Source organism: Arthrobacter sp. UYP4 (assembly GCF_057291175.1).
The window spans coordinates 1,854,541-1,874,872 of sequence record NZ_JBXAVU010000001.1; the positions used below are offsets into that span (position 1 = coordinate 1,854,541).

Here is a 20,332-nt window from a genome sequence, read left to right on the forward strand (position 1 = left end):
CGTCCCTGCTCAGCGGTGCGCAGCGCCTACCGGCGAGTCCGCGCGCGCGTCACGGCGGCGCCAGTAGGCCGCCATGGCCGCCCCTGACACGTTGTGCCACACCGAGAAGATCGCACCGGGCAGTGCGGCCTCCGGGGTCAGGTAGGTCCGGGCGAGTCCGGCGGCGAGCCCCGAGTTCTGCATTCCCACCTCGATCGCCGTGGTGCGTCTGGCGGGGGTCGGCAGCCGGAAGGCGCGCGCCGCGCCGTAGCCCAGGGCGTACCCGAGGCCGTTGTGCAGGATGACGGCGGCGAACACCAGCAGCCCGGCGGAGAAGATGATCCCGGCGCTTCCGGAGACGACGGCGATCACGACGACGGTGATCGCCCCCACGGAGATCCATGGGAGGGCGGGGAGCAGCCGCTCGACGAGACGGGGCAGGAAGTAGCGGACGACGAGGCCCGCGACGACCGGGATCAGCACGATCTGGAGGATCGACAGGCCGATGGCCGCCGCGTCCACCGGCATGTACCGGCCCGCGAGCCACAGGGTCAGCAGCGGAGTCAGCACGGGCGCCAGGATGGTCGACACCGAGGTCATGGCGACGGACAGGGCCACGTCGCCGCGCGCGAGGTAGGACACCACGTTCGACGCCGTCCCGCCGGGACAGCAGCCCACGAGGATGACGCCGGCCGCGAGGGCGGGCGGGAGGCCGAGCGCCATCGAGACGCCCCAGCCGAGGAGCGGCATGATCACGTACTGGGCGACCACACCGATCACCACCGGGATGGGCCGCTTCCCGACGAGCGCGAAGTCGACCGGCGTGAGGGTCAGGCCCATGCCGAACATGATGACGCCGAGCAGGGGATTGATCAGCGGACCGAGGCCGGTGAAGGTCGCGGGCGTCAGGACGGCCACGAGTCCGCCGGCGAGGATGAGGAGCGGGAACAGCGTGACCGCGATCCTCGCACTGCGTTCTTCGGCGGCCTGAGGTCGGGACGGATCTTTGCTCATTGTTAACCGAATACCATGCGCCGCCCCATATGACGCACTGCTAAAGTGTCTGTCACCCGAAAGGCAAGGGTACTTCGTTCCTCACCAACGGGAGGTATGGCGATGGCGACGACCGACAGGAAATTCACCGCTACGGAGGAGTCGACGAGCAAGCATCCGCACGACTGGGGGCGGGCCATGGCAGTCGCCATCTGCCGGCTCACGGACATGGCACGGGAGGCCGGCGACCCGGTCCACCACGAGGCGCTGATCGGTGAGGACCTCCACCTCTTCGTCGAGGACACGGCGGACGGTGTGACCATCACGATGTCCTGGACGCCGCGTGAGCAGGGCGCCGTGGCGCCGGCCGCGATCGCCCTGCCGCCGGCCGACGGCGATGCGGACGACGACACGGAGACCCCGCACAGCGCCTCGGGCCAGCGATTCGATCCGACCGGCGGCAGCACGGCCGGGGTCGGCCAGTAACTCCGCACCCGTGTCCAGCCCCTCCGGTTGCTAAGCCTGCTGATGATATGCGGGGTAGGGTGAGACGGAATCACCCAGCCAACCATGTGGAGGACAGCATGAGTGAACGCCCGGATCCCTCGAACGCAGGCAATCCCGACCCCCTCGAGAACCACATCACCGGCCTGGAGCCCGGCGGCGGTGTGCCGCCGGGTGAGACGCCGCCGGCAGAATCCAGCACGGCCTGGCAGCAGCAGGGCCACGCGGACGAGGAGAAGCCCTCGAAGGGCCGCCAGGCGATCTGGGTCACCGTCATCGGGATCGTCGTGCTCCTGGCACTGCTGTACTTCGTCGGCTACATCGTGGGGATCATCGACCTCTTCTAGAGTCCTGCGTGAAGCACGAAGCCCCCGTCCGCCGGAGCGGACGGGGGCTTCCTGCTCGGCGGCCTAGGGTGCCTCGGCGCCGTCGCGCAGCCGGTAGTAGTCGATCAGCGTCGACTCCTCCGCGGGCGAGAGCTCCGCGGTGTTCGCCGACCCCGGCGCATCGGCGATCTCGCTCTTCGACCAGGCGAGGTGGAGGGCGTCACCCTCGAAGCGTGAGTTCGCGAGGGGCACGAAGTGCTTGCGTGCGTTCAGCAACCCGAAGGAGACCGTGACCCAGGCCGGGACGCCGGACTCCTTCTCGAGGTGTACGTCGTTGACGTCGCCGAGCTTCTTGCCCTTGCTGTCCCAGGCCGTTGCCGCCTGGAGCTTGTTGATTTCCGCCTGAGCCATCGAGGTTCCCTTCATCGGACGCGAGTACTCCCATTCCAGCCGAGATGCCGCGGAAGGGCAATCGGCGCTCCTCGTCAGGCCTTGTCGGCAGCCTCGCCGAGCATCGGCACGAAGCGGTCGAGCGCCCAGACCAGGCTGAGGGGGTTGGCCGCCGAGATGGAGAGCGTCAGGGTGTTGTCACTGTCGGCGACGAGCGCACCGCTCTCCACGGCAGGGATCTGGCTGAGCAGGGGATCGCTCGCGATGGCCTCCTCGGTGGCCTCGTCGGGGACCCAGGTGACGAAGACGTCGGAGTCGAGCTCGTTGGCACGCTCGGCGGACCATGGGATGAAGAACTCCTCCGAACCCTTCGTGTTCTCCGTGACGACGTCGGCCTGCACCATGCCGAGCTCGGTCAGGAAGCGCGGGCGGTTGTCATTGGCGGTGTAGACGCTGACGCCCTCCGCGCTGCCCGGCTCGAGGTTGCCGTAGATGAAGGTCTTGCCCTCGAGCTGGGGGTACTCGGCGGCCGCCTCGGCGATGGCCTGCTCCGTCTCCGTCACGAGCTGCTCGGCGTCGTCGGACAGGCCGAGCGCCTCGCCGATGATCCGCGTCGAGTCCTGCCAGGCGGTGCCGTACGCGACCTCGGGGTAGGCGACGACCGGCGCGATCTTGCTCAGGGTGTCGTAGTCCTCCTGCGACAGGCCGGAGTACGCGGCGAGGATGACATCCGGGGCCGTGGCGGCGATGTCGTCGAACGCGATGCCGTCCGTCTCCGTGTACTGTGCGGGCGCGCTCTCCGTTCCGATCGCGGCGCCGAGCTCCTCGAGCTTCGCGTCCTTCCACGGCGTGGACTGGTTCTCGTTGCCGCCGTAGGTGTCGGCGGGCATGCCGACGGGCACGACGCCGAGGGCGAGGGACACGTCCGCGTTCACCCACGACACGGTCGCGACGCGCTCGGGCTTCTCGGTGAGGGTGGTCTCGCCGAAGGCGTGCTCGATCGTGACGGGGAAGGCATCCGCGCCGGCGGAGGAACTGCTGCCACCGGTGGCCGCGGTCCCACTGTCGGCAGGGCCGGTGGAGCAGGCGGAGAGCGAGAGGGCGGCGACGGCGACGGCGGCGACGAGGCCGCGCAAGCGTGAGGGGGCCATGGGGGTCCTTGACTTCTGTGGCCTCGGAGGAGGCCGTGGAACGGGGTAGAAGTAAGGCTAGCCTAAGCCGATCTGGATTACGAAATGCTTTCGTTGCGTAATAGCTACCGCTCGCGCGCCTTGCGCGTCGCCCGGTCGTTCGCCTTCTGCAGCGCCTCGACGAGATCCGCCTTGGACATCGTCGAACGCCCGGGCACGTCGAGCTTCTTCGCGAGGTCGTAGAGGTGCTGCTTGGAGGAGTTGGCGTCGACGCCCCCGGCCGTCGGCCGCGCTTCCGCCCGCCCTCCGGCCGCCTGGTCGTCCGACGGGCCCTTCTCCTCCTTCGGCTCCCAGTGGTCCCCCACCTTCTCGAAGCCGTGCTTCAGGGAGGCGAAGGCGGTACGGCGCGCGCGCTCGCCGTCGCCGTACTGCTCCTCGGCCGCGTCCAGCGTGGCCGCGAACGTGTCCTGGGCCTTCTCGTCGGAGCGCTGCAGCGTGCTCGGCAGCGTCTCCGGCTTGACCTTGCCGTCCTTCGTGAAACGTGACATACCAGCAGCCCTCCGGGAAATCGACGGCGGCCCTGCGGGACGGCCGGGCCGATACCAGCAACCTACCGCAGGGGAACGGGCGGATTCGAGCACGGACAGCACCCTGTGCATCGGCGCCCATCCGCTGTACCGTGAAGCGCACCAGCCATTGGGGACTGCCAACCGCAGGGGGACGCGGTGTCCGGCCCCAGGGCCGGACCATCACCTACGCGCCAATGGAGGACATTCGTGATTCCGAGCAACACCACCGCGTCCGGTACGCCCGGCAGGGCGAAGAACCGGGCCCTCGCACTCGGCATGGCGGCGCTCATCGCCCTGCCGCTGCTCGCCGCGGGACCAGCCCGGGCGGAAGGCAATTTCCCCTCCCCGGGGGGCACGACGAACACCGCCAGCATCCTCACGTACGCCGACACCGTAAAAGAGCTCGAGAAGATCGAGGCGACGTCGCGCTACGGCGTGGACGTCTTCACCCTGGCCGAGGCCGGGACCGCCGTCGACACCAGCGAACAGGGCCGGAACCTGTACGTGGCGACCGTGGGCACGGGTCCGAAGGACGTCTGGGTACAGGGCCGCATCCACGGCAACGAGCCCTACGGCGCCGAGGCGATCCTCAGTCTCCTCAAGGACCTGGGCACCAACGGGTCGCCGGAGTACAAGGCGATCAGGGACGCCTTCACCATCCACTTCATCCCCATGTACAACCCCGACGGCAGCGCGCTCAACATCCGGCAGACGGTCCTGTGGGACACCGCGGCGGACGCACCCCGCACGGACGCGAACGGGCGGGACCTCATCGTGGACCTGAACCGCGACTGGGTGGCCGGCAAGTTCCAGGCACGCGAATCGCTCGCTTTCTACGAGTACTGGACCCTGGTGGATCCGGACTACGGCATCGACATCCACCACCAGGGGCTGAAGCAGCAGTACGGCACGGGCGACGACGTCACGCTGTCCCTCGGCATCTCGCTCGCCCCGGGCGGTCCCACCCTGCCGACGATCGAGGGCGGCGCCTACGACATCCTGACGCGGCAGATGCACGGCTACGTCTACGAGGAACTCGAGGACACCGGTTTCATCACGATGGACCGCTACCAGGTGGGCAACAGCCTGGAGATCGACATCAAGGGCGGCGTCGTCTCGGCGATGATGCTCGGGCTGAACTACCAGGGCCTCAATCCGGAGGGCCACTCCAACCCCGTGGTGTTCTTCGAGACGTCGGGCAACACCAGTGACGGCTCGCTGGGCCAGAAGGCGCGCGGCAAGAGCATCCAGCAGAACATCCTGGCCATGCGGACCCTGCTCACCGGCCTCGCCAGCGGCGAGGTCCAGCAGACCGACCCGGAGGTGTGGGAGGAGATCCCGCACGCTCCGGTCACGGGGTACAGCACCGACTACGCCGGGACCATCCCCGTCACGCCCTAGCTCGAACGAGCAGATGCACGACGACGGCGCCTCCGCAGCCTCGCGGGGGCGCCGTCGTCGTGCCGGTCCCGGTCCGCGCCCGGGCCCGACCTGCGCGCCCGGATCCGCGGCATCAGCCCCGCGCGGCGAGGAAGGCCTGAAGTGCCGGCAGGTCGTCCGTGTTGATGTGATCCACTCCCGCCGCGGCGAGCTCTGCCCAGACGGCCTCCCGGGCGGGGCCGGGGAGGTCCGGCGTGGCCCAGAAGCGGACCCGCGCGCCCTGGGCGTGCGCCGTGGCGACATAGGCCCGGAGCTCGGCCCGCTCGGTCGCCGGCATCTCACCGACCCCCTGCCAATCGAAGAGCTGCGTCCAGTTGTTGCTGATCAGCGGCATGAGGCTCGACGGCAGGGCGGAACCGAGATCGGCGGCACGGCCGTCGTAGAAGCTCAGTCGCTGCCGGTCGGCCGCCATGGTGGCCAGCGGCCGGTTCCCACTGATGACCACGCTGACCGCACCCTGCTTGACCTTGCCGTTGCTGAAGCGCGTCAGCATGCCGCGGTGTTCCTCGAGGTCCGACTCGATGGCGGCCCACGTCGCCTCGGCGTCGCCCTTGATGTCCACGAGGAGCTGGAACTCACCGTCCCATCCCGGGTAGACGCTGCCGGCCCTGCCGCGGACGAGCTCGTCGAGCGGATCGAGGTACAGGCTCTCGAGGGTCACGCCCGGCGTCACGTCCTCGGCGTCATGCGCCACGAGGAGTTCCCCGTCCACGAGGTGGACGTCGGCCTCGACGCTCGTGAAGCCGTGCTCGAGCGCGTCGTGGAGCGGGCGGTCGTGCTCGTAGTCGTTGTGCGCGTGGGCGGCGGCCTGCGGCGTCCCGAGCACGACGTCGTCGCGAGTGGAGGCGGCCGACGCCGGCACGGCGGCGGTGAGGGCGAGGGGCGCGGCGAGCAGCACGGCGATGGTACGTCCGATGGTCATGGGTCGTCAGCTTCCTGCAGGGTTCGGGGACGGTTCCGAGGCTAGGAAGCGGACATGATCAGGAGACGGACTCCGGCCGACCCGGGGGTGAACACCTGCGGACCGGCCGGGCCCTCAGCCGAGGGTCGCGAGATACCGGACGAGTTCCCGGGGAGCCGACGTCGGCGCCACCGCCTCGACCGCCGCGTTGTAGTTGGTGTTCGTGTTGACGTCGTACGTCAGGACCCGCCCGTCCGCGGTCTCGATGAACTCGATGCCGCAGACCTCGAGGTGGTTGCGCCGCGCGAACTCCTCGAACTGCGCGATGACGGGGTGGTCGAAGTCCTCGCGGAGGCTGAAGAGCTGCTGGTCCGGCTCAGGGGCGATCGTCGCGCCGGGCGGCATGATGGGCTTGCCGGTCTCCGGGTCGATCGCGCAGGCGTCCGCAGGGCAGAGCTGGAACCCGCCGCGTGCGGTGTCGGCCTTGATCGCATAGACGAAGCGCCCGCCGACGATCTCGGCGCGCGTGATGAAGGGCTCCGCTGCCTGGATGAATTCCTGCACCAGGGTGATGCCGTCCGCCGGCTCCTCGAACTCCTCCGACGCCACGTAGGCGGCGAGCTCGTCATGGGACTCGAACTTGCGCACCCCGAGGCCCTTCCCGCCCTGGTTGTGCTTCACGATGAACGGTGCGTCGAAGCCCTGTGCCGCCTCGACGATGCGCTCGCGGCCGACGGCGGCCACGGTGCGCGGCGTATCGATCCCAGCGGCCCTCAGGGCGGTCAGCTGGTCCACCTTGCTCATCTCGAGCTCGAGGACCCGGCGCCCATTGACCGTCCGGCGGCCGTGCGCCTCCAGCCATGACAGCACGGAGCGCGCGTAGTCCTTGGACAGGCCGTGATCCCGGGTGTGCGCCGACGCGCTGATGCGGGACCAGAAGATCCCCTCAGGAGGGACCGAGTCGAGATCCAGCACCCCGTCGGTGAGCAGCCATTCGACCACCTCGACCCCCTCGGCCTCGAAGGCGCGGGCGAAGGGCGGGAACCATTCAGGGTTCTCGTGCAGGGCGTAGACCGTTGTCACGGAGGTCCTTCCGATCGGGAGTGGGACGGCTGGCGTTCATCGTCATAACCGGACCCGTCGGACACCTATTCCGTGCTCCGCGCACAGGCGTCCTCCCGCGGGACCGGCCAGCGGGCGTCAGTCCTCGATGAAGATGTCATTGCCCGGCCCGAGCGGCAGGTCGAGGTAGAAGAACACCGTCAGGATGGCCACCCACGCCAGCCAGAACGGCACCACGAAGGGCAGCATCCGGGCCATCAGGGTGCCCAGGCCCGCTTCCGGTTCGTACTTCCTCAGCATGGTCAGCAGCACGATCATGTAGGGGTTCAGCGGGGTGATGACCTGCGTGGCCGAGTCCCCCACCCGGAACGCCCCCTGGATGAAGGCCGGCTCGTACCCGAGCAGCGCGAACAGGGGGACGAAGACCGATGCCATGAGCGTCCACATCGAGGACCCCGAGATGATGAACAGGTTCAGCACGGACGCGAGCAGGATGAACGCGAGGACCGCCGGGTACCCGGTCAGCCCGATTCCCTCCAGCGCTCCGGCACCCGCGACAGCGATCCAGGAGCCGATACCGGACCAGTTGAACAGCGCGATGAACTGGCCGAGGATGAATGCGAGGACCAGGAAGCCGGCCATGTCCTTGATCGCCTCGCCCATGACACGGGGGACGTCGCGCCCCGTGGTGATGGTGCCGACGACCCGCCCGTACACGAGTCCCGGAATGGTGAAGAGCAGGAAGACGATGAAGACGATCGAGCTCAGCAGCGGCGAGCGCGGCAGGAACCCGCCCGTCTCGTTCCGCCAGGGCGAGTTCGGCAGGAGCACGGCCACCACGATCGCCAGCGCCACGACGACGCCCACGATCATCGACCACCGCAGGCCGCGCGCCTCCTGCGGCTCCAGTTCGGCCTTCAGGACCACGGGTGCCGCGGCATGCTCGCCGTCCTCCACCACCTCGTCGACGGGGACCGCCTGCCGGGCGAGCCGGGGTTCGAGCACCTTGTCGATGATGAACCCGGCGATGACGATCAGCACGAGCGAGGACGCGATGTTGAAGTAATAGTTCGAGAGCGGCGTGACGGGAGCGCCGGCGTTGGGCAGGCTCTCCGTGACCGCCGTCGTGATGCCGGCGAACAGGGCGTCGAGGCTCGTGACGAGCAGGTTCGTGGAGTATCCCGCGCCCGCCGCCGCGAAGCCGCCGAGCAGCCCGGCCACCGGGTGCCGCCCCGCGGCCTTGAAGACGAGGGCCGCGAGCGGCGGGATGATGACGAAGGCGGAGTCGGACATGACGGAACCGACCACGCCGACGAAGCCCACCGCGTACGGCAGGGCCCAGCGGGGTGCCGAGCCGAACACCTTGCGGATCAGGGCACCCAGCAGGCCGGACTTCTCGGCCACGCCGACGGCGAGCAGGATCGGCAGCACCGTGGCCAGCGGCGGGAAGCCGAGGTAGTTGGCACCGAGGTTCTCCGTGAGCCAGGTCATGCCCTCGCCCGTGAAGAGACCCTTGATGACCGTCGCCTCCTCGGCGCCCGGCACCTGCACGGTGACGTTGCCGAGCGCCATGCCGGTGGTGACCACGGCCGTGATGCCGAAGAGGATCAGGAAGAGCATGAACGGGTCGGGCAGCTTGTTGCCCACCCTCTCCACGCCCGTGAGGAACCGGTCCGTCAGTCCCGGGCTGGGTGCTGCAGTGGTCGACATGCGTTCTCCTTGGCGGTCGGTGCTGCGGGTGCTGCGGGTGCTGCGGGTCGTCCGGGGGCCGGCGGGTCCGGCACCCGGCGGGCAGGGCGGGTCAGTCGAAGTAGGAGGGCACGTCGATCGCGCCGCCCTGGTCCTCGAACTCCTCGTGCACGGCGGTGCGCAGGGAGGCGTCGACGAGGTAGTCCAGCGCGGTGAGCGCCAGCCCGACGGCGCCGTCGAGCGCCCCCTGCTCCGCCTCGGCGCTCCTGGCCGCCTCCGCGAAACCCCGCGTGTGCAGCGCCGTGGCCGGCTCGGCGATGCGGATGAGGGGATGGATCCCCGGGATGCGGTAGCTCACGTTGCCGAAGTCGGTGGATGCAGCGAGCGCCTCGGAGACGACGCCGAGCGGAAGCGGGGAGCGTCCCCGGCGCTGCTGCGCGGCCACCCAGCGGCCCGTGAGCGCGTTGTTGGTGCGGATGGGCAGGGACGGCGGATGCTCGTCCCACTGCAGGTCCACGCCCGTCCCCGTCATCAGGGCAGCGCCGCGGGCGACGTCCTCGAGCCGCCTGCTGAGGTCCTTGAGGGTCGCCGGCTGCTGCGAGCGGGCATAGAGCTTCAGCACGGCACGGCCCGGGATGATGTTGGGGCTCTTCCCACCCTCGGTGATGTTCGTGTGCACGCGGTCCGACGGCGGCAGCTGCTGCCGGAGCAGGCCGATGCCCTGATAGGCGAGGCTGGCGGCGTCGAGCGCGTTCCGGCCCATGAACGGCTGGGCGGACGCGTGCGCCTCGACCCCCGTGAACGTGATCGTGAGCAGCCTCCGCCCGAGCCACACCTGGTCGGCGAGGTCGTAGCCGTAGGGGTGCACCATGATCGCGGCGTCGACGCCGTCGAACGCCCCGTTGCGGGCCAGCACCTCCTTGCCCGAGTGCCCCTCCTCGGCGGGGGTCCCGAGGAACACGACGCGGCCGGGCAGCCGGTCGGCCACCGAGGCCAGGGCCAGGAACGCGCCGAGGCCCGCGGCCGCGATGACGTTGTGGCCGCAGGCATGGCCGATCCCGGGCAGGGCGTCGTATTCGGCGAGGACCGCGATGGTCGGGCCCGCGTCCGCATCGCCCACCTCCGCGCGTACCGACGTCTCCACCCCGTGCACCCCGAGGCGGGCATCGATACCGTGCCGCGTGAGTTCCTGGTGCAGCAGCATCGCACTGTGGTGCTCCTGGAACGCGGTCTCCGGATGGGCATGCAACTGCTGCACCACGTGCCGGAGGCGCTCCGCGACGGCCTCCGCGCCCCGCTCGACGTCGTCGGCCAGTGCGGACGGCGCGCCGTGGAACGCGGATGGGACCGGCACCGCATCGGCGAGGAGCCTCCGCGTCCGCTCGTCGATGGATTGCAGGTACGCCGCGTCCGGCGGTGTGGGATGAGCCATCCGAGTAGCCTAAGCAACAATCAGCGGGCTGCGCACTCCCGGAACCCGATGTCCGGTGTTCCAGCGGCCCTGCTCGCCGAAAGATAATCTTCCGGAAATATCCCTGCAACACCGCTCCCGAATCATGGAGGAAGTCGCCCGCCAGTCTCAGCGGGCCGCACCCTGAACCACCGAGGAGCACCCATGACCGCCATCGCCACCCCCAGCACCGCCCGCGTCCTCGACCTCGGCGCGCTCAGCACCGGAACGGTCGTCGAGGCCCGGCGGAAGAACGAGGTGCACTACCGCGGGTGCGTCGAGGACACCGCGCCGGGCCTGGGCGTCGTGTGGATCCGCGACGACATGGCCGGGCATCGTGCCATCCTCCACCTCGACGAATACAGCATCTGGCACGTGGCCGCCTGACCCGCGGCGCTCCGGCCCCTCCTAGACTGGAGGAATGACTGCAACCCTCGTGGCGAAGGACCTGTCCGGGGGCCACGCCCACCGCACCCTCTTCTCGAAGCTCGACCTCACCGTCGCCCCCGGGGACGTCGTCGGGGTGGTCGGGGCGAACGGTGCCGGCAAGACCACGCTCCTGCGCCTGCTCGCCGGCGCGGACGCGCCCCTCGCGGGCACCGTGCGCACCACCCCACCCGACGCGTTCGTCGGCTGGCTGCCGCAGGAGCACGAGCGCCTGGACGGTGAGACGGTCGCAGCGTACATCGGCCGCCGCACCGGCACGACGGCGGCGACCCTCGCCATGGAGGACGCCGCTGCCGCGCTCGGCAGTGGGCTGAAGGGCGCCGACGACGCCTACGCGGCCGCGCTGGACCACTGGATGGCCTCCGGCTCCGTGGACCTCGAGGACCGTATGCCGTCCGTCCTCGCCGACGTCGCCGGCGGCATCGACCCGGCCACGGCGACCACCGCCCTCTCCGGTGGGCAACTCGCCCGCGTCGCCCTGGCCGCGCTGCTGCTGAGCCGCTTCGACGTCGTGCTGCTCGACGAACCCACCAACGACCTCGACCTCGCCGGCCTCGAGCGCCTCGAATCCTTCATCCAGAACCTGCGCGGCGGCGTCGTCCTCGTGTCCCACGACCGCGAGTTCCTCGCCCGCTGCGTCACCACCGTCGTCGAGCTGGACCTCGCGCAGAACAGGGTGGCGGTGTACGACGGCGGCTACGACGCCTTCCTCGAGGAGCGGGCCGTCGCGCGGCGCCATGCGCGCGAAGCGTACGAGGAGTACGCGGAGAAGAAGCAGGACCTCGTGGGGCGGGCGCGGACGCAGCGGGAATGGAGCTCCCAGGGCGTCCGCAACGCGATGAAGAAGAGCCCGGACAACGACAAGATCCGCCGCAGGGCCAGCATGGAGTCGTCCGAGAAGCAGGCCCAGAAGGTCCGCCAGATGGAGTCGCGCATCGCTCGGCTGGACGAGGTCGAGGAGCCGCGCAAGGAGTGGCAGCTGCAGTTCACCATCGGCGCCGCGCCGCGGTCGAGCTCCGTGGTGGCGACGCTCAACAACGTATCCGCCACGCAGGGCGGATTCACGCTCGGTCCCGTCTCGCTGCAGGTCAACGCCGGCGAGCGCATCGGTATCACGGGCCCCAACGGCGCGGGGAAGTCCACACTCCTGCGGCTCCTGCTGGGCCACCAGCAGCCCGGCGGAGGGGTGGCCACCCTCGGATCGAGCGTGGCCGTCGGCGAGATCGACCAGGCGCGCGGACAGCTGGACGAGGCCCTTCCCCTCGGCGCCGCCTTCGAGGCACTGGTGCCGGAGCTGTCCCAGGCCGAGGTGCGGACCCTCCTCGCGAAATTCGGCCTCAAGGCCGATCAGGTGCGCGCCGTCGTCGGGTCCCTCTCCCCCGGCGAGCGCACCAGGGCCGGGCTGGCCCTGCTGCAGGCACGCGGCGTGAACCTCCTGGTCCTCGACGAGCCGACCAACCACCTCGACCTCCCCGCGATCGAGCAGCTCGAGGACGCCCTCGAGTCCTACACCGGCGCACTCCTGCTCGTGACGCACGACCGCAGGTTGCTGGAGAACGTCCGGCTGGACGAGCGCTGGCAGGTGGCGGACGGCCGGGTGACGGCGGGCTAGGCGGGACGGCGGGACGGCGGGCCAGGCGGGCCAGGCGGGACGGGTCCTCCGGCGCGCGCCCCGTCCGCCCCCTCCCGGCCTTCCCTGGCCGCACCACTGATCCCGTTTCCGTGACAGCATGGAGACCGGGGCGGGAACCACCGCCTCCCGGACGATGGGTGCCGTACCCGGTGTGCGACAAGACGGCCCAGGGAGAGAATCATGGCCTGGATCGTCCTCGTCGTCTCCGGAGTCCTCGAAGCCGTATGGGCCACAGCCCTCGGCAAGTCGGAGGGCTTCAGCAGACTCGCGCCCACGCTCGTGTTCGGCATCGCCATCGTCGCGAGCATGGCCGGCCTGGCCTACGCCATGCGGACCCTGCCCGTCGGGACGGCCTACGCCGTCTGGGTGGGGATCGGCGCGGCCCTCACCGTCATCTATGCGATGGCCACCGGCACCGAGCCCGCCTCGCTGCTGAAGATCGTGTTCCTGCTCATGATCGTCGGGGGCGTCATCGGGCTGAAGCTGAGCCACTAGCCCCGGCCCGATCGGCGGCACCCGGACGGCCCCGCAGGAGCGGATGCTGCGGGACGCCGGTTTTCCTCTGCTTTTTCCGCAATGCCTTGAGGTGGGACCGTCCGCTTGCGCCAAAACTGAGCGCGACAGACCGGTTCAGTTGAGGTGCGTTCGGGAGGATTGAGGAAGGCTCAGCTGGGGGCCGTGACAAGGAGTTGAGCACTATGCAGAGCGACGAGACCCTGACGGCGATGGAGTTCGCCGGACTCTCCTCCTACGAGTCCTGGATGCACTACTGCAACATGGGAGGCTTCACGGACTACTTCGAGTTCGATGCCTACCTGCACGGCGTCTACGCCCTCGACGCGGGGGACGCCGACCTCGTCTCCCAGGCGGTCAACGAGCTCATCGACGACGTCACCCCCGGCGAGGACGCCCTGCTCTGCCGCGCCCCCTACTCCTGGACGCCCGCGCTGCGCCACCTGCCCGGGGATGCGGCTGAGTCCGAGGACGTCGACGGCCCGATCCAGGTACCGGTGGACGACCTCGTCGGCCCGCACTCGCCCACCACCTTCGGCTCGCGCTTCCTGACCGGGCTCGACGTCAGCGCGCTGGCCGGCCGTCCCGGCATCCCGCTGCCTCCCGGCGCACCGCTGGAACTGCTCGGCGAGATCCTCGACAGCGGCGTCATCGGCCGTATCTTCTCCGGCCGGCGGAACTAGCGCTACCGGCCGGGTTCCCGCTCGAGCGCCTCGTCGTGCTCGGCGTGCGCCCGGCGGATCATCTCCATGAACTCCGTCTCGTTGCGGATCAGGCGCTTGTACTTCTCGGGTAGCTTCCGGAGGTCCGCCTCCTCGGCGCACAGCCTCGCGAAGATCTTCTCCCGCTCGTCGATGTCCGTCTCGTAGGTGAGGTCCAGGTATTCGACGGCGTGGCGCTTGGCACCTGAGATGGCGTTCTTCGCCTTGCCCTTGGGGCTCAGCACGGAGGCCAGGACGGTCACGACCAGCACGCCGAGGATGACGCCCAGCGACAGGCCCGTGCTGATCTCGACGACGTCGACGTGCTCGCCGTTGTTGATGAAGGGCAGGTTGTTCTCGTGCAGCGCGTGGAGGATCAGCTTCACGCCGATGAAGCCGAGGATCACCGCGAGGCCGTAGGAGAGGTAGATGAGCCGGTCCAGCAGCCCGTCGATGAGGAAGAACAGCTGGCGCAGCCCCATGAGCGAGAACGCCGTGGCGGTGAAGACGATGAAGGTGTTCTGGGTGAGGCCGAAGATCGCCGGGATGGAATCCAGGGCGAACAGGATGTCGGTGGCGCCGATGGCCACCATGACGAGCAGCATCGGGGTCAGGACGCGCTTGCCGTCCTCGACCGTGAACAGCTTGTCGCCGTCGTAGTGCTCCGACGCCGGCAGGAAGCGCTTGGCGAGCCGGATGATCACGCTCTCGTCGTCGTCGTGCCCACCCGGCTTGAGGAGGTTCCCCGCGGTCAGGAGCAGGATCAGGCCGAAGATGTAGAACACCCAGGCGAAGCTGTTGATGAGGGCCGCGCCGAGGAAGATGAAGCCGGTCCGGGCGATGAGCGAGAAGACGATGCCGAACAGCAGCACCTTCTGCTGGTCCGCGCGCGGCACCCGGAAGCTCGACATGATGATGAGGAACACGAAGAGGTTGTCGACCGAGAGCGCCTTCTCGGTGACGTAGCCGGCGAAGTACTCGGTGCCCATGGTGGGCCCGCCGAGGACGAGGACGCCGACACCGAACAGCAGGGCGATCCCCACGTAGACGGAGGACCAGATCGCCGACTCGCGCAGGGTCGGGGTGTGGGCCTTCCGGACGTGGAAGAAGAAGTCGAACACGAGCAGCCCCACGATACCGATGACCGTGGCGGTCCAGACGAAGAGCGGTACTTCCATGCTGCAGGCCTCCTCGAAGCGTGGTGCCGGCGCGGTGCCGATGACCCGCGGATCCGGTGGTGCACGTAAGGGTAGCCGCCGCGCCTAGACTGGCGCAGTCCGTACCCCGATGACGAGGAATGCCATGAGCCCGATGATGCGCGCCGCGGTGCTTCGCTCCGCCGAACTGCCTGCTCCCTACGCCGGGAGCAACCCGCTCGCCCTGGAGACGGTTCCGGTGCCCGAGCCGCGGCCCGGCGAGGTCCTGGTGCGGATAACCCGGGCGAGCCTCTGCCACTCGGATCTGTCGGTGATCAACGGTTCGCGTGTCCGCCCGCTTCCCATGGCCCTCGGCCACGAGGCGACAGGCGTCGTCGAACGCGTGGGCGACGGCGTCACCGACGTCCGCGACGGCGACCACGTGGTCCTCGTGTTCGTCCCCGCGTGCGGAGCGTGCCGCGCGTGCTCGGCGGGGCGGCCGGCGCTCTGCTACCGGGGGGCGGAATCCAACGGGAGCGGGGACCTCCTGCACGGACCGGCCGTCCTGCGCACCACCGACGGCGAGCGCATCAACCACCACCTCGGTGTGTCCGCCTTCGCGGAGTACGCCGTCGTGGCCCGCGAATCCGTGGTGGTGATCGACCGCGACGTGCCCTTCGACGTCGCCGCCATGTTCGGCTGCGCCGCCCTGACCGGCATCGGCGCCGTCCTCAACACCGCCGCGCTGCAGGAAGGGCAGTCCGTGGTCGTCTTCGGCCTGGGCGCGGTGGGACTGATGTCGGTGATGGCGGCCGCCCAGGTCCCCGGGACCACGGTGATCGCCATCGATCCCCTCGCCGCCAAGCAGGACCTCGGCCTGCGCTGCGGCGCGTCCCTCGCGGGAACACCCGACGACGCCGCCGGCCTCGTGCGGGAGGCGACGGACGGTGGTGCCGACGTCGTCATCGAGGCGGTGGGCAGTGCCCGCGTGCTGGAGGCCGGACTGCAGCTGCTCGCACGCGGAGGTGCGGTGGTGTCCGTCGGCCTCCCGCATCCGGACCAGCAGATCACCGCACAGGCCCTCCAGTTCGCCGGCATGGGGCGGCGCCTGCTCGGCTCCTACATGGGTGACGCCGTACCCGAGCGGGACATCCCCGCCTACCTGGACCTGTGGCGGCGCGGCCTGCTGCCCGTCGAACTGCTCCACACGGACACGCACCCCCTCGAGGATCTCAACGAAAGTCTCGACGCGCTCTCCGAGGGCCGCGTGGTACGACGGATCTTCACGCTCGGCAAGTGATTTGTTGCCGTGGGGACCAAAACCCGGTCCGTGCGTAGGTTGACATCAGGGCAGCTACCGGTCCTCAGGGGTACTCTCTCGATAGTGAAGATAAGCCACTGACATCGACGGTCCTTTAGTTGGCTAGTGGTCATCCTTCGCATTCAGCGCAGTACTTGTCGCCGTTCTTCTCTCGGGCGAGCTGGGTGCGGTGGTGGATCAGGAAGCATGACATGCAGGTGAACTCGTCTTCCTGGGCAGGTATGACCTGGACCAGGAGTTCTTCTTCGAGGATGGCGCCGGGCAGGTCGAAGCCTTCGGCGGTGTCGCGACCTCGATGTCGATGACGGCGGTCTGCGTGGTGGTGCTGCGCTGGGCCTGGATCGCCTCGAGCGGCTCATTAGCCGGCTGGTCTTCCGGACGAACGCGCGGCTCGTCGTAATCCGTTGCCATGGTGGATCTCAGTTCAATCGTTGTGGGGGCGTGGCAACAGGGTACATGCGCACGCGGGTAGTCGGTTCGGGTTTCGCTGGCTGCCGATTTCTGGACTATTCGGAGAGGAACAAGAGGGTCGTTCGAGCCGGCGTGGCGGCCACATGTACTGAAGATGGCGCGTGCGGGTCAGTGGGGTTCTGCAAGGATCGATGCATGACAACCTCTGACGTCGCCCTGCCTGACGGGTACGGCTCGACCCTGCAGGCGCTGAAGGACCGCGTGCGGCGTGCTCGCCAGAGAGCCCAGCGGACGGTCAACACGCAATTGATCGAGCTGTACTGGCACCTGGGCCACGAGATTCTGGTCCGGCGTGAGCGCCAGGGGTGGGGGACCGGGGTGATGAAGAGGCTGGCGGATGATCTGCGGGCCGAGTTCCCGGACATGACCGGTCTGTCGCGCAGCAACCTGCAGTACATGCGGGCCTTCGCGGCGGCATGGAACGAGGACGCAATTGTCCAACAGGCTGTTGGACAATTGCCGTGGGGTCACGTCGTCCTGCTGCTGGACAAGCTCGACAACCGGGCATCGCGTGACTGGTACGCCGCCGCAGCGGTGGAGTACGGCTGGTCCAGGAACGTGTTGGCGAACATGATCATGAACAAGTCGATGGAGCGCATCGGTACCGCGCCGTCGAATTTCAGCCGCAGCCTGCCGGCAGGCGACTCCGAACTGGCGCAGCAGACAGCCAAGGATCCCTATGCGTTCGAGTTCCTCGGGCTGTCCGGCGAGGTCGCAGAGCGGGATCTTGAGCAGGCCCTCATGGATCGCATCGTCGATACCCTCCGGGAGCTAGGTCCCGGGTTCGCGTTCGTCGGCCGGCAGGTACACCTCGAGGTCGAGGGAGATGATTTTTACATCGATCTGCTGTTCTTCCACGTCGAGCAGCTGCGGTACTTCGTCATCGAACTCAAGACCGGCAAGTTTCAGCCCGAATACGCTGGGAAGCTGAATTTCTATGTCGCCCTGGTCGACGACAAACTCCGCCGCGAAGCCCACAACGACACTGTCGGGATTCTGATCTGCGGCAGCAAGAACGACCACACCGTCCGCTACGCCCTCGGCCGCTCCGAATCACCCTTGGCGGTGTCCACCTACACCTATGAAAGCCTCCCCGCCGCGGAGCGACGCGCCTTGCCGGCGGCCGATGAACTTACCGCGGCGTTCGACCAGATCGCATCGGAGAGTGCGGAGTAGGGGAGGTGTCCCACGTGACTCTTCCTGACCTGCTCACCGACACGAGGTAAGCACCGTGTCTCACGGGGCATCATGCGGTGGAAGTGGTTGTGCCGAAGGAACCTTTGGAGGGCCTATCCAGTGCTCAGCTGTCTGTAAGTCTGTAAGTACGGAATTGACCGGCATTGCCTGACGTAGCCCCCAAGCATCAGGTCTAGCTCTATGTGTAAGCCCAGTCGCTCCTCGGTGCGAGTCGTATGACGCGATCTGTCATTGACAGACGTTTGTGCAGACACTGTCTGCACAAGCGCTTTGAACCAGGACCTGCGGCGCAGTGCTGCGGGTAGCAGAGGAGTTGAAGCGCGCATCCCGGCGCAGTGTTTCTCCTCAGCACTTCGGTAACAGCGCGGTAAGGGGGGGGCGTTCGTCAACATAGGTTGACATAAGATAAGTTATCGGTGATTCTGGGTGTGATCCGGTACGGGCTAAGGCCGTGGATTCATGGCGGGATACGTGGGATCATTGGTCCATGACAGCTGTTGCAGGAGCGCGCACGGACCTTCAGGCCCACCGGGACTCCATCCGGTTTCCGGAGGACGAGCTCGTGCGTGAGCTGCGGGAGATTCTGGGTGCCAAGCTGGTGGCGTATCTAGGGTCCGTGAAGGAAACCCGGGCTGTGCGCCAGTGGGCTGATGGTGAGCGCAGGCCGTCTGCGGATGTCGTGCAGCGGTTGCGCGATGCCTACCATGTGGCGGCGCTGCTGCGTCAGTGTGATGCTGCTCCTGTCGTTCAGGCCTGGTTCATGGGCATGAATCCGCAACTGGACGATGTGCCACCGGCACGACTGCTGCGCGAGGGACGGCTCGAGGACGCTGGCCCCGCGGTATTGGCGGCTGCCCGCGCCTTTGCAGCAGCAGGCTAGCCTTTGCCACCTCGTACGCTGACGTTTATCAACACGGCTGAAACGGTCTGGCGGGTCGGTTTTTCCCCTGATCCGTGGGCGTGGAGTGGCTGGCAGTACGCCACCGGCGGCCGGTTCCCTGGCCGTTGGGACGACGCCGACGGAAATTTCCGCACCATCTACGCCGGCTCCAGCCTGCTGGCATGCCTCCTCGAGGTACTCGCTCACTTCCGCAGGGACGCCCACCTGGCCGCCGAGCTTCAGGATGTCCACGAGGACGACCAGGACCGGCACGCGTACCCCAGCATCGAGCCCGGGCTTGTCCCCCGGCAGTGGCTTGATCCCCGAAGCATCGCCACGGGAACGCTCACTGGCACCTTCTGCGTCGTAGCGTCATCCGAGACCGTTGCGACCCTCTACCCGGACTTCATCGGGCAGGCTCTATCCCTTGGCCTGACCGACTTCGATGCAGCCGCCTTGAAGGATGCTCGGCCACGCCAGCTGACCCAGAGCGTCGCGACATGGCTGTATGAAAATACCGACGTCAACGGTGTCAGCTTCAAGTCAAGGCACGGGGATGACCTGACCCTGTGGGCGGTCTTCGAACGCCCGAACGACGGACCAGTGTCGGCGTGCCTCACAGACGTGGAGCATCGCCTGTTCACCGGCGCCGAGCCTGACTTCGTCCGCGCTCTCCAGCTCCTTGACCTGCGATGGAACTGAGCACGAGCCTGAACTGACACCCGCCGGACCACGGCTGGCAATTGTCCAACAGCCCGTTGGACAATCGCATCTCCCCCACCAAGCGTCAGTGCCAAGGTGGCTTGTTCATCCGGGTTATCCACGTCGTCGGCCGCGGGCAGGCCCGGTACGTCCAGGGTCGAGTTCATGGTGTATGCCCATCTTCTACGACGTCGTGGATCCGGTGCGATTCGCTTGCCGGGGCCGCATGGACCCCGAAACCATAAGCAAACACACAGGACTTGATCCGACCTCCTCCGGGCCAGCTGGGAGGCCTCCACACCGGCGGGAAAAAAATGTCCCGCTACCAGCGTGACGAATCTGGTTTCACGTCGTCTTTACCTGTGCACGTATCCATCCCCACACCGAGGACACCGATGTAGATGGCGGACAATCAGACCACAGTAGTAAGCCCGGTAGCGGCAGTTCCGATCACAGGCGCAGAACCTGAGCGCCAGGTGCTGCAGGCGCGCAAGACCCCAAAGAACCTGGCCGTCGGCCCCCTGCACACGGACCAGGGCAAGACCTCGATCGCTGACACCGTGGTGCAGAAGATCTCCGGCATCGCCGCCCGCGAGGTACCCGGCGTCCACGCCATGGGCAACGCAGCCCGACGTGCCTTCGACCAGATCACCGAACGCATCCCCGGATCCCAGACCAACGCCTCCGGCGGGGTCAGCGTCGAAAAAGGCGAGAAGCAAACCGCGATCGACGTCACCATCGTCGTCGAATACGGGGCATCGATCGTCGAGGTCAGCAACAACATCCGCAGGAACATCATCAGCGCAGTGGAGCGCACGACGGGACTGGAGGTCATCGAGGTCAACGTCACCGTCTCCGATGTCCACCTCCCGACGGACGACGACAACACCAACGCCGA

The 20,332-nt window shown here is 68.2% G+C and carries 21 protein-coding genes, 1 pseudogene and 1 riboswitch; of the genes and pseudogenes, 12 read left to right on the forward strand and 10 right to left on the reverse strand.

Annotation, left to right across the window (positions count from 1 at the left end):
• Window positions 1–9: 9 nt before the first annotated feature.
• Window positions 10–993: a bile acid:sodium symporter gene (locus AC0Z9V_RS08710; RefSeq protein ID WP_133081354.1), complete on the reverse strand. Its 984-nt coding sequence runs from the start codon at window positions 991–993 to the stop codon at window positions 10–12.
• A gap of 102 nt (window positions 994–1,095) precedes the next feature.
• Here AC0Z9V_RS08710 and AC0Z9V_RS08715 point away from each other — a divergent pair, with 102 nt between their 5' ends.
• Both AC0Z9V_RS08715 and AC0Z9V_RS08720 read left to right on the forward strand, forming a co-directional pair.
• The gene (locus AC0Z9V_RS08715) at window positions 1,096–1,458 is read left to right on the forward strand and encodes a hypothetical protein (RefSeq protein ID WP_485141246.1); all 363 of its coding nucleotides are present in this window, start codon (window positions 1,096–1,098) and stop codon (window positions 1,456–1,458) included.
• A gap of 98 nt (window positions 1,459–1,556) precedes the next feature.
• The gene (locus AC0Z9V_RS08720; protein ID WP_133081356.1) at window positions 1,557–1,823 is read left to right on the forward strand and encodes a DUF6480 family protein; all 267 of its coding nucleotides are present in this window, start codon (window positions 1,557–1,559) and stop codon (window positions 1,821–1,823) included.
• A 63-nt stretch (window positions 1,824–1,886) separates the two neighbouring features.
• On the opposite strand, the gene AC0Z9V_RS08725 is transcribed toward AC0Z9V_RS08720, so the two are convergent.
• From AC0Z9V_RS08725 to AC0Z9V_RS08735, 3 genes are all read right to left on the reverse strand, one after another.
• The gene (locus AC0Z9V_RS08725) at window positions 1,887–2,213 is read right to left on the reverse strand and encodes a PRC-barrel domain-containing protein (protein ID WP_485141247.1); all 327 of its coding nucleotides are present in this window, start codon (window positions 2,211–2,213) and stop codon (window positions 1,887–1,889) included.
• Window positions 2,214–2,287: 74 nt separating this feature from the next.
• Window positions 2,288–3,343: an ABC transporter substrate-binding protein gene (locus AC0Z9V_RS08730; RefSeq protein ID WP_485141248.1), complete on the reverse strand. Its 1,056-nt coding sequence runs from the start codon at window positions 3,341–3,343 to the stop codon at window positions 2,288–2,290.
• A 104-nt stretch (window positions 3,344–3,447) separates the two neighbouring features.
• Entirely contained in the window at window positions 3,448–3,870 is a 423-nt protein-coding gene (locus tag AC0Z9V_RS08735; RefSeq protein ID WP_133081359.1) for a ChaB family protein, read from the reverse strand.
• Between the two features lie 228 nt (window positions 3,871–4,098).
• Here AC0Z9V_RS08735 and AC0Z9V_RS08740 point away from each other — a divergent pair, with 228 nt between their 5' ends.
• Window positions 4,099–5,292: a M14 family zinc carboxypeptidase gene (locus tag AC0Z9V_RS08740; protein ID WP_485141249.1), complete on the forward strand. Its 1,194-nt coding sequence runs from the start codon at window positions 4,099–4,101 to the stop codon at window positions 5,290–5,292.
• 112 nt (window positions 5,293–5,404) lie between these two features.
• On the opposite strand, the gene AC0Z9V_RS08745 is transcribed toward AC0Z9V_RS08740, so the two are convergent.
• The 4 genes from AC0Z9V_RS08745 to AC0Z9V_RS08760 all read right to left on the reverse strand — a co-directional run bounded on the left by AC0Z9V_RS08745 (window position 5,405) and on the right by AC0Z9V_RS08760 (window position 10,415).
• Complete coding sequence (locus tag AC0Z9V_RS08745) at window positions 5,405–6,253, reverse strand: phosphatidylinositol-specific phospholipase C/glycerophosphodiester phosphodiesterase family protein (protein ID WP_133081360.1); 849 nt, start codon at window positions 6,251–6,253, stop codon at window positions 5,405–5,407.
• 114 nt (window positions 6,254–6,367) lie between these two features.
• Window positions 6,368–7,315, reverse strand: coding sequence for an ATP-grasp domain-containing protein (locus tag AC0Z9V_RS08750; RefSeq protein ID WP_133081361.1), 948 nt, complete (start codon window positions 7,313–7,315; stop codon window positions 6,368–6,370).
• 117 nt (window positions 7,316–7,432) lie between these two features.
• Window positions 7,433–9,004, reverse strand: coding sequence for an AbgT family transporter (locus AC0Z9V_RS08755; protein ID WP_459267981.1), 1,572 nt, complete (start codon window positions 9,002–9,004; stop codon window positions 7,433–7,435).
• Between the two features lie 91 nt (window positions 9,005–9,095).
• The gene (locus AC0Z9V_RS08760) at window positions 9,096–10,415 is read right to left on the reverse strand and encodes a M20 family metallopeptidase (protein WP_459267980.1); all 1,320 of its coding nucleotides are present in this window, start codon (window positions 10,413–10,415) and stop codon (window positions 9,096–9,098) included.
• A gap of 183 nt (window positions 10,416–10,598) precedes the next feature.
• Between AC0Z9V_RS08760 and AC0Z9V_RS08765 the strand changes: the two genes are divergently transcribed.
• The 4 genes from AC0Z9V_RS08765 to AC0Z9V_RS08780 all read left to right on the forward strand — a co-directional run bounded on the left by AC0Z9V_RS08765 (window position 10,599) and on the right by AC0Z9V_RS08780 (window position 13,709).
• On the forward strand, window positions 10,599–10,820 hold the full coding sequence (locus AC0Z9V_RS08765; RefSeq protein ID WP_133081364.1) for a hypothetical protein: 222 nt from the start codon (window positions 10,599–10,601) through the stop codon (window positions 10,818–10,820).
• Between the two features lie 34 nt (window positions 10,821–10,854).
• Window positions 10,855–12,492 carry an ABC-F family ATP-binding cassette domain-containing protein gene (locus AC0Z9V_RS08770; protein WP_485141250.1) on the forward strand — a complete coding sequence of 546 codons (1,638 nt, stop codon included), beginning with the start codon at window positions 10,855–10,857 and terminating at the stop codon, window positions 12,490–12,492.
• 124 nt (window positions 12,493–12,616) lie between these two features.
• A riboswitch (guanidine-III (ykkC-III) riboswitch) is annotated at window positions 12,617–12,684 on the forward strand.
• A 9-nt stretch (window positions 12,685–12,693) separates the two neighbouring features.
• A complete protein-coding gene (locus AC0Z9V_RS08775; protein WP_133081366.1) occupies window positions 12,694–13,008 on the forward strand; it encodes a DMT family transporter in 315 nt (104 codons plus the stop codon).
• A 203-nt stretch (window positions 13,009–13,211) separates the two neighbouring features.
• Window positions 13,212–13,709, forward strand: coding sequence for a hypothetical protein (locus AC0Z9V_RS08780; RefSeq protein WP_208740027.1), 498 nt, complete (start codon window positions 13,212–13,214; stop codon window positions 13,707–13,709).
• A 2-nt stretch (window positions 13,710–13,711) separates the two neighbouring features.
• On the opposite strand, the gene AC0Z9V_RS08785 is transcribed toward AC0Z9V_RS08780, so the two are convergent.
• Entirely contained in the window at window positions 13,712–14,905 is a 1,194-nt protein-coding gene (locus AC0Z9V_RS08785; RefSeq protein WP_133081368.1) for a TerC family protein, read from the reverse strand.
• A gap of 136 nt (window positions 14,906–15,041) precedes the next feature.
• Here AC0Z9V_RS08785 and AC0Z9V_RS08790 point away from each other — a divergent pair, with 136 nt between their 5' ends.
• Entirely contained in the window at window positions 15,042–16,163 is a 1,122-nt protein-coding gene (locus AC0Z9V_RS08790; RefSeq protein ID WP_133081596.1) for an alcohol dehydrogenase catalytic domain-containing protein, read from the forward strand.
• Between the two features lie 130 nt (window positions 16,164–16,293).
• Here AC0Z9V_RS08790 and AC0Z9V_RS08795 read toward each other — a convergent pair.
• Window positions 16,294–16,595, reverse strand: a pseudogene (locus AC0Z9V_RS08795) (DUF4193 domain-containing protein).
• A 195-nt stretch (window positions 16,596–16,790) separates the two neighbouring features.
• Between AC0Z9V_RS08795 and AC0Z9V_RS08800 the strand changes: the two are divergent.
• From AC0Z9V_RS08800 to AC0Z9V_RS08815, 4 genes are all read left to right on the forward strand, one after another.
• Window positions 16,791–17,831 carry a PDDEXK nuclease domain-containing protein gene (locus tag AC0Z9V_RS08800; protein ID WP_485141251.1) on the forward strand — a complete coding sequence of 347 codons (1,041 nt, stop codon included), beginning with the start codon at window positions 16,791–16,793 and terminating at the stop codon, window positions 17,829–17,831.
• Window positions 17,832–18,339: 508 nt separating this feature from the next.
• Window positions 18,340–18,732 carry a hypothetical protein gene (locus AC0Z9V_RS08805; protein ID WP_208739425.1) on the forward strand — a complete coding sequence of 131 codons (393 nt, stop codon included), beginning with the start codon at window positions 18,340–18,342 and terminating at the stop codon, window positions 18,730–18,732.
• 3 nt (window positions 18,733–18,735) lie between these two features.
• Window positions 18,736–19,434, forward strand: coding sequence for an RES family NAD+ phosphorylase (locus tag AC0Z9V_RS08810; RefSeq protein ID WP_485141252.1), 699 nt, complete (start codon window positions 18,736–18,738; stop codon window positions 19,432–19,434).
• Between the two features lie 401 nt (window positions 19,435–19,835).
• On the forward strand, window positions 19,836–20,332 hold a 497-nt coding region (locus AC0Z9V_RS08815), incomplete at its 3' end, for an Asp23/Gls24 family envelope stress response protein (protein WP_485141253.1).